Origin of the sequence: Roseicella frigidaeris (assembly GCF_003258945.1) — a bacterium.
Classification (GTDB): domain Bacteria; phylum Pseudomonadota; class Alphaproteobacteria; order Acetobacterales; family Acetobacteraceae; genus Paracraurococcus; species Paracraurococcus frigidaeris.
Genome location: NZ_QLIX01000056.1, coordinates 1 through 8,297, shown reverse-complemented (window position 1 = coordinate 8,297; position 8,297 = coordinate 1). Strand labels below are relative to the sequence as shown.

The 8,297-nt window shown below is 69.5% G+C and carries 6 protein-coding genes and 1 pseudogene; 4 read left to right on the top strand and 3 right to left on the bottom strand.

Translation table 11 applies throughout. From position 1 onward, the window contains the following. Positions 1 to 97 precede the first annotated feature (97 nt). Positions 98 to 274 (bottom strand): annotated as a pseudogene (locus DOO78_RS28625) (transposase); the annotation flags it as partial. A gap of 270 nt (positions 275 to 544) precedes the next feature. Here DOO78_RS28625 and DOO78_RS26390 point away from each other — a divergent pair. The 4 genes from DOO78_RS26390 (at position 545) to DOO78_RS26370 (ending at position 7,105) form a co-directional block, all read left to right on the top strand. After that, positions 545 to 1,174 carry a pPIWI_RE_Y domain-containing protein gene (locus tag DOO78_RS26390; protein WP_128080176.1) on the top strand — a complete coding sequence of 210 codons (630 nt, stop codon included), beginning with the start codon at positions 545 to 547 and terminating at the stop codon, positions 1,172 to 1,174. Between the two features lie 342 nt (positions 1,175 to 1,516). Then, positions 1,517 to 3,844: a glycoside hydrolase family 15 protein gene (locus tag DOO78_RS26385; protein ID WP_207803082.1), complete on the top strand. Its 2,328-nt coding sequence runs from the start codon at positions 1,517 to 1,519 to the stop codon at positions 3,842 to 3,844. A gap of 667 nt (positions 3,845 to 4,511) precedes the next feature. Continuing rightward, on the top strand, positions 4,512 to 6,320 hold the full coding sequence (locus DOO78_RS26375) for a copper resistance system multicopper oxidase (protein ID WP_111472862.1): 1,809 nt from the start codon (positions 4,512 to 4,514) through the stop codon (positions 6,318 to 6,320). Next, positions 6,320 to 7,105: a copper resistance protein B gene (locus tag DOO78_RS26370; protein WP_111472858.1), complete on the top strand. Its 786-nt coding sequence runs from the start codon at positions 6,320 to 6,322 to the stop codon at positions 7,103 to 7,105. Before DOO78_RS26375 ends, DOO78_RS26370 begins: the two co-directional genes overlap by 1 nt. An 84-nt stretch (positions 7,106 to 7,189) precedes the next feature. Here the strand turns inward: DOO78_RS26370 and DOO78_RS28330 are convergent, their stop codons facing one another. Beyond that, complete coding sequence (locus DOO78_RS28330; RefSeq protein WP_243634804.1) at positions 7,190 to 7,480, bottom strand: DUF4396 domain-containing protein; 291 nt, start codon at positions 7,478 to 7,480, stop codon at positions 7,190 to 7,192. Then, positions 7,387 to 7,923, bottom strand: coding sequence for a DUF4396 domain-containing protein (locus tag DOO78_RS26365; protein WP_243634805.1), 537 nt, complete (start codon positions 7,921 to 7,923; stop codon positions 7,387 to 7,389). The genes DOO78_RS28330 and DOO78_RS26365 overlap by 94 nt, the downstream gene beginning before the upstream one ends. Between the last annotated feature and the right edge of the window lie 374 nt (positions 7,924 to 8,297).

Sequence of the window (8,297 nt, the reverse complement as noted above, 5' to 3'; positions counted from 1 at the left end):
CCAGGTCCCCCGGGTCACCCGGGAGACCGTAGGTTGAGGGACGGCAGGTGGGCCAAAATTCGCCAGCACGCCTGGGCCAACATTCAGTAGCAAAGCCACATTCCCAGAGTGCGCGCTCCCCCTCCAGCCGCCAGCCCTTCCGTCCCTGACAAGCGGGGCAGACGAAGCCCTCCGGCCAGCGCAGGGCGGCAAGATGCTCCGCACACGCCGCCTCATCCGGAAAGCGCCGGTCGAACTCGGCCCGGGACAGGGGGCGGTGGGTCTTGCTCCGCATGGCTGGGCCGGAGTCACCACCGCCGGCGCCCTCCTAGTCAAGGACCTCGCGACACAACCCCTGGACCTACCTGAGCCATCTGGGGAAGCCTCTACAGTTGAGACACTGTGAGCGTATGAGACAAATGCTACATTCCTGATGTTGGCCTTCCCGGACCGATGCGAGGCCGTTTTTCGCCCCCGTTATGGGCGACGCTGGAAGACCGCTTGCGCGGCCGACCTGGGCATCGCCCGGGCGACGCTCTACCGCTAACTGGACGACCCTTCGGGGGTGCCGGACGACGTGCTCGCGCGACTGGTTGCCTTGGAAGGTCCCGTCCGGCCCGTCCTCGACGACCATGGGATGGTGAGGCTCGCCGCCTCGGCGCTGGTAGCCGTCCAGCACCAAATCGACACCCAAGGATTTGTGGGCACCCCTTACCTGCAGCCGGTCCGACGGATGTTCGATGTCGGTGCGGCCCGGAACCTGGCAGAGAGCCGCCGCCATCCATGGCCGACGGATCTGATCTCGCTGGCCGAGTTGGCAGCCCTGCCGCTCGGCCTGTGGGCGGGGGACATGTCCTGGGACCGCGACGAAATGTTCCCCGAGGTCCGGCTGATCGAGAACGGGGAGGTTACCCCGGAGTGCCGAGACCTCGCCACCGAAGGGCGCGATCCCGAGCAGGAGATGATGGAACGAGACGGCTACCAGGCCCTCCGGGCCGTCTGCTCCCGGATGGAGGACGGGGACGCCTTCTACACCGCCTGGCGCCGCTGCGTGGTCGAGAGGCCGGTGCTCTCCACCATCTCGGAGGCGGCCACCGCGGTGCCCGGCCTGACCGACGTCGAGGATTCGGCTGGCCAGGCTTCCGGTGCCCTCAGTGGCGGGACCGATCCGGCGCCCGCGCCCCGACCGCCCTGAGATAGGCCTCCGCCAGGACCGAACCCGGCGACGCATCGCCGCAGAGCGCCTCCAAGGCGCGCAGCAGGTGCTCGGCCGCGTCCCCGCCTGCCCCTCCGCCAGGGCCCGCTCGAGCACCGCCAGGATCTGCTTCTCGAGGTTCGGGCGCGGCGGCATCTCCTCCTCCCTCGACGCACGAACACCGGCAGGGACTCTGCGCGCCTCCAACGTGGGAGGGTCAAGCAGCGCACGGCGGGTTGATGAGCGTGAAACGGTCGCCCGGGCCGCTTCGAGCCCAGGATGGGCACCTTCGGGGGCCACCACAGCGCCGCGCCCGGGGCGGGACATTCGGATGGAGGTCACATGGAAGCGCCCGGCGTGCCCGGCATACCGCCGACTTGGACCAGCAGCGACAAGGACATGGTCGGGACGAGCCTCGGCCCGGCGCGCCTGTGGTTCACGGTCGGCCACGGCATCGTCAACGAGGTCTACTGGCCACGGGTGGACATCCCGCAGATCCGCGACCTCGGCTTTGTCGTCGCCGACGGCCGGGGCTTCTGGAGCGAGGTGAAGCGCGGCACCGACTATACGGTCTCGACCCCGGGGCCGGGCATCCCGGCGGTGCAGGTCCTGCACCGGCACAGCCGCTTCGAGCTCGCGCTGCGCATCACGCCGGACCCGGACAGGGACGTCCTGCTCATCGAGGTGGAGCTCACCGGCAACGGTGACCTGGCGCCCTACGCCTTGCTCGCGCCGCACCTCGGCGGCACCGGCCGGGGCAACCGGGCCGAGGTCTTCACCAACCGCGGCCGGGTGGTGCTCTGCGCCGAGCAGGGCCCCTTCGCCCTGGCCCTCGCGGCAGCCGATGCCAGCCAGCGGGACGCGTGGCGCACGGCGGGCGCTGGCTATGTTGGGGCCAGCGACGGCTGGCAGGACTTCGCCCGCCACGGCGCGATGACCTGGACCTACGACCGCGCCGGGCCGGGCAACGTCGCGCTCATGGGCAAGCTGCCGCGACGCGCGGTGCTGGCCCTCGGGTTCGGCAGCGGCCAGGAGGCGGCGGCGACGCTCGCCATCTCGGCCCTGGTCCAGCCCTTCGAGGCGGTCTGGCGCGAGCAGGTGCGTGCCTGGCAGGCCTGGCACACCGAGAAGGCGCACGCCAAGGGGCTCCCGGGCGAGTTCCACGAGAAGGTCCACCTCTCGGCGATGGTGCTCAAGGCGCACCAGGACAAGACCTACCCGGGCGCCATGGTGGCCAGCCTCAGCATCCCCTGGGGCAATTCCACCGACGACATCGGCGGCTACCACCTCGTCTGGCCGCGCGACCTGGTGGAGAGCGCGGGCGCCCTCCTGGAACTCGGGGCGGAGGAGGAGGCACGGGACATCATCCGTTACCTGATCGCGACGCAGCTCGAGGATGGGCGCTGGGCGCAGAACCAGTGGCTCGGCGGCACGCCCCGCTGGAGCGGCATTCAGCTCGACGAGGTGGCGTTCCCCGTTCTGCTCGCTGCGGCGCTCGCCGAGCACGAGGCGTTCGGCGGCATCGAGGCGCGGGACATGGTGCGCCGGGCGCTGGCCTTCATCGTCCGGCAGGGCCCCTCGACGGACCAGGACCGCTGGGAGGAGACGGCCGGAATCAACACCTTCACCCTAGCCGTCGCCATAGCGGCGCTGGTCTGCGGCGCCGGGTTCCTGGATGAGTCCGAGCGGGGCGACGTCCTCCTGCTGGCCGACGACTGGAACGCGCACATCGAGGAGTGGTGCGCGGTCGAGGACACGAGACTCGCACGCACGCACGGGGTCGGCGCCCACTACGTCCGGGTCGCCCCTGCCCGCGTCATCTCGGACCGCACGGCGCTCCAGGACATCGTGCCCCTGAAGAACCGGGACCGCGACCCGGGGCTGCCAGCGGCGGAGCAGGTTTCGACCGACTTCCTGCAACTGGTGCGCTTCGGGCTCCGGCAGCCGGACGATCCGCTGGTGCGGAACAGCATCGCGCTCGTGGACGCGCTGTTGCGGGCCGAGACACCGAGCGGGCCGCTCTGGCGTCGGTATATCGGCGACGGCTATGGCGAGCACCCGGACGGGCGGCCGTATGACGGAACGGGCATGGGGCGGCCCTGGCCGCTGCTGGCCGGGGAGCGCGGCCACTATGCGCTCCTCGCCCACGAGGACGCCGAGCCCTACCTCCGCACGATGGCCGCTGTCAGCGGCCGATTGGGCCTCATCCCGGAGCAGGTGTGGGACGGCGACCCGCGGCCGCGCGAGGGCCTCCATCCCGGTCGCCCCTCCGGCTCAGCGATGCCGCTGGTCTGGGCGCACGCCGAGTTCGTCAAGCTGGCCGTCAGCCTGCGGGAGGAGCGCCCGGTGGACAGGCCGGAGGCGGTGTGGCTGCGCTACGCGGGGCGCAGGCCGCGCCCGACTTGCGCGCACTGGTCCCCGCGAATGCCCGTGGCGACGATCCGGGCGGGGCAGGCCCTGCGAGTCCTGCACGAGGCGCCCGCGGTGCTGCGGTGGGGCATCGACGGTTGGCGGGAAGCGTCGGAGACGCCGACCACGCCGGGCCTCCTCGGCCTCCATGTCGCCGACCTGCCGACCGCAGGTCTGCAACCCGGCCAAGTGGTAAACTTCGCCTGCGATGCCTGGCCCGGACGGGAATGCTCCGTCACCGTCGTGGAGGCGGAAGCCTGATGCGCTGAAGCACTCGCTCGGGGCCCATGCAACAACTGCCAAGGCCAAGTCGGCGGCCACGCCCGCACACGCGTCCCGTGTCCCAAGACACCGCGCAGCGGATATCAGACATGTTTTGTCATAAAAGTCGGCACCAACGGCTTCCGTAACGCTGCGTTCACGTGGGGCTTGAACGAGTGGCGGAGGGGAGCTGTTGCCTTGGCATTCCTAGTGCTGATCCAGGCTCTGGCGAAGGCGGCGCCCGCTTCATTGTCGTCGCCAGAATCCTCTGCCACAGCCAGCGTGGATTGCAGGAGAACCGCCCTGAGTCGCTGGCCCGTGCCAGTGGTAGCCGCCCTTGTCGCCGCCCTGGCGGCGTGCTCACCGGCAATGCAGGTTTCCGGGCCGTCGAGACAGGCGGCGCCCGCGCCGATCCGGGGATACGGTGTCCCCGGCGTGGACGGCCCCGACCTCGCCTCCATGCTGCGCTCCTGCGACGCGCTCACGGGCCGCTCGGCGGAGAGCCCTTCCGCCGCCGACCAGGACCTCCGGACGCGGTGCGACCAAATGCGGCGCACGATGGGAACGCAGCCCGGCAACTCCGTGCGCGCCGGACCATGACCGCGCGCGCCGCCGCCTCCGTCGTCCAGTGCAGTTCCTGGAGACCTCTCCCATGATTCACACGGCCATGCGCCCGCTCCTCGGCCGCCGTCACCTTCTGCAGGGCACGGCGGCCATCGGCGCAGCCTCCCTCCTTGCCCCCACGCGCGCCGCGGCGGCTGGCGCCCGCACCAACTTCACGCTGGCCAGCCCGGAAGAACCATCCGTGCAGCCCGGCAGGGCGTTCGACCTCACCGTGGACCGCCAGCCGATCAACATGACCGGCACGCGTTCCTGGGCGAATGCCATCAACGGCGGCGTGCCGGGGCCGACGCTGCGCTGGCGGGAAGGCGACGTCGTCACCCTCCATGTGACCAACCGAATGCCGGAGATGACCGGGCTGCACTGGCACGGCATCATCCTGCCGAACCCGATGGACGGCGTGCCGGGACTCCAGTTCCCCGGGATCCAGCCGGGCGAGACCTTCACCTACCGCTTCCCCGTGCTCCAGAGCGGCACCTATTGGTACCACAGCCACATGGGCTACCAGGAGCAGAAGGGGGCCTACGGCGCGCTGATCATCGACCCGGCGGGCGAGCCCATGATCAAGGCCGACCGCGACTATGTCGTCGTGCTGAGCGATTGGACGGACGAGGACCCGCACGTCATCGCCAACAATTTCAAGCAGCAGAGCGACATGTACAACTTCCACAAGCGCACCGTCGGCGCCTTCTTCGCCGACGCGGCGCAGAGTGGGCTTGGCATGACGGTCAAGGAGCGCCTGCGCTGGGCCGGGATGCGCATGGACCCGAGCGACGTCCAGGCGCCTACCGCCTACACCTACACCTACCTGGTCAACGGCTTCCCGCCGGAGGCCAACTGGACCGCCTTGTTCCACCCCGGGGAGCGGGTGCGCCTGCGCTTCATCAACGCCTCGGCCGTCAGCTTCTACGACATCAGCCTGCCGGGCCTGACCATGGAGGTGGTGCACGCCCATGGCAACGACGTCGTCCCCGTGCCCGTCGACCAGTTCCGCATCGGCGTGGCCGAGACCTACGACGTCATCGTGCGGCCGCGCGAGGGCCGCGCCTACACCATCTTCGTCCAGAGCATGGACCGCAGCGGCTACGGGCGCGGCACCCTCGCGCCGCGCGACGGCATGGAGGCGCCGATCCCACCGATGGACGACCGCCCGCTCCGCACTATGACCGACATGGGCATGCCGGACATGGCGCCCGGGCAGATCGGGGCCTCTCCCCCTGATGTCAGCTCGCGCATCGGCGGCCTAATGCCCTCCATGCAAGGCGGCCACGGCATGCACGACGGCCATTCCATGCCGACCGCAAGGAGGGGGCAGCAGAAGACGGAGCATCCGCCGAAGTCACCCGGGACAGGGGTGGAGAGCCTGTTCGTCGCCAAGACGCCGACACGGCGGATCGGCCAGGCGGGCGACGGCCTCGACCATCTGAACCGCCGGGTGCTGACCTACGCCGACCTTCGTTCGGTCCACCGCGGCGTGGACCTGCGCCCGCCGATGCGGGAGGTCCTGCTGCACGTGACCGGCAACATGCGGCGGTTCATCTGGGGCCTGGACGGCAAGAAGTTCTCCGAGGTCGGGCCCGTCGACGTAACCCTCGGCGAGCGCTTCCGGCTGCGCTTCATCAACGACACGATGATGAACCACCCCTTTCACCTGCACGGCATGTGGATGGTGCTGGAGAACGGCCAGGGCGACCACTGCCCCTACCTGCACACCGTCAACATCCAGCCTGGGGAGGACATCAGCCTGCTGGTCACTCCGGTGGCGACCGGGCAATGGCCACTGCACTGCCACGTGCTCTACCACTTCGAGGCGGGGATGTTCCGCACCGTCCGCGTGCTGCCGAGGAACGCCTGATGCGCGGGCGGTCCTGGGCCGTCCGCTCGGTGGCGGCCGCCATCCTGCTCGCCGCCCCGCAGGCGCGGGCACAAATGCGGCTGTTCGACACGGGCCTGGGGTCGGACACCCTGCAGGGCGCGGCCCCCTACGGCAATCCCATCCGCGACAACCGGGTGTACGCCCATGGCATCTTCAACCAGCTCGAGGGGCGCTTCGGCGACGGCGCCTATTTCCGCTGGAGCGGACAGGCATGGGTCGGGAACGACTACAACAAGCTCTGGCTCAAATCCGAGGGGCGCTACAACGCGGAGCGCCGGGGCAGGGTCTCGGACGGCGACCATGAGCTGCTCTACGATCGGCCGATCACGACCTTCTTCGACCTTCAGGCGGGGATGCGCTACGACCTCGACGACCGCACGGGGCGGACCTGGGCCGCGCTCGGCGTCCAGGGGCTCGCCATCGGCTTCTGGAACGTTGAAGCGACGATGTACGCCAGCGACAGCGGGCACTACGCCCTGCGGACGGACGCCTCCTACGACCTGTACCTGACGCAGCGCCTGATCCTGCAACCCCAGTTCGAGACCAACTGGTACACCAAGCTCGACCGCAGCCGCGGCGTGGGCGCGGGCCTGTCGGACATCGATATGGGCCTCAGGCTGCGCTACGACGTTTACCGCAAGTTCTCGCCCTATATCGGAGTGGCCTACCAGCGCTTCTTCGGCGGCACGCTGAACCTGCGGCGCGCAGAAGGACGCGACCCAGACGACCTCCGCTTCCTGGTCGGCATCAGGACCTGGTTCTGATCTCACCTCGACATGCGGCGCCGCGACCGCGCGTCGTCCCGGGGTCCGGAGGGAGCGGGCGGCAGCACCCGCTCCCTCCGGCGCCTACATCTTTTCCTTGATGCCATTGCGGATGAGCCACCAGTTCACGGGGTAGGAGGTGACGAAGCCGCAGATCATGGCGAGCTGCATCATGAACCAGAACTCGACCGAGTTCGTTTCCAGCCGCACCCCGAGGAGATGGCGGAAGAAATACAGACTCGCGAAGGCCATGAAGCCGTGCATGCCGACCTGCCAAGCGGTCAGCGACAGGGCGTCGGCCTTGACCGCCTGCACCAGGCCCGCGCCGACCGACAGGTTCCGCATCGGCTTGATGGTGAAATACTGGAAGGCGATGCCGAGGACGAAGGCGAAAATGTAGTCGACGATCCAGACGGCGAACATTTCTCGTCAAACAGGCTGCGCCAACCGAACCAGATGGCAATTGTCGGCACAAAGAAGACCAGCCACTCCGCAATGATGTCACCCAGGGTGCAGCCGCTGCCGCAGTGGCTGGCGCCCTTGGCCACCATCACCGGGAAGGGCGTTTCCTTCTTGCTCGGCATCTCCTTGTGGCGCTGCATGGCCGCATGCGCCTTCTCGTGTGTGGCCAGGCGGCCGTAGGCAAAGTAGCCCCACAGCGCGATGACCGTCCCAAAGAGGGCGGTCACCGGCCAGACCACGTTCATGATCCCCATGTGCTGCGGGTGGCGGATCACGTCCACCAGGATGACGGCTGCGCAGAGCGCCCCGAGCAGCAGGGCGACGATGGCAAGACCGTGCAGCCAGGTCGGAATCATCACTCTGCCTCCCGCTGAAATGCTCCCGGTCAGCTCAGCAGCCGCATCCGCAGCCGCCCCCCTTCGGCCTGGTCGCGGCCACCTTGTCCGTGCCCAGGGCAGCGCGGTACCCGGCGCCCTCCACGGCGGCAAGCAGGTCCTCCGGGCGCGCGGTNTCGGCCGGTGATTCCGGGATGAAGTCGGCCATTCCGATCTGAAGTCGGCCACCCCCTGCGGGGGTGGGGTGTTGCTCGACCCTTGGGCGGGCCCGGTCCTCCTTGGCGTGCTGCGCGGGGGGGGACGGGATGCCGGCCGAGAGAGTGTCGATGCGACGTGTGCGAGAGATCCTGCGGCTGAAGTACGAGGCGGGCGCCTCCGACCGGGCGATTGCCCGC

What these genes read in the sequence shown, in the direction of transcription:
- DOO78_RS26385 (WP_207803082.1), top strand. Translation starts at nt 1,517, where the DNA reads ATGGAAGCGCCCGGCGTGCCCGGCATACCGCCGACTTGGACCAGCAGC.
- DOO78_RS26375 (WP_111472862.1), top strand. Translation starts at nt 4,512, where the DNA reads ATGCGCCCGCTCCTCGGCCGCCGTCACCTTCTGCAGGGCACGGCGGCC.
- DOO78_RS26370 (WP_111472858.1), top strand. Translation starts at nt 6,320, where the DNA reads ATGCGCGGGCGGTCCTGGGCCGTCCGCTCGGTGGCGGCCGCCATCCTG.
- DOO78_RS26365 (WP_243634805.1), bottom strand. Translation starts at nt 7,923, where the DNA reads ATGATTCCGACCTGGCTGCACGGTCTTGCCATCGTCGCCCTGCTGCTC.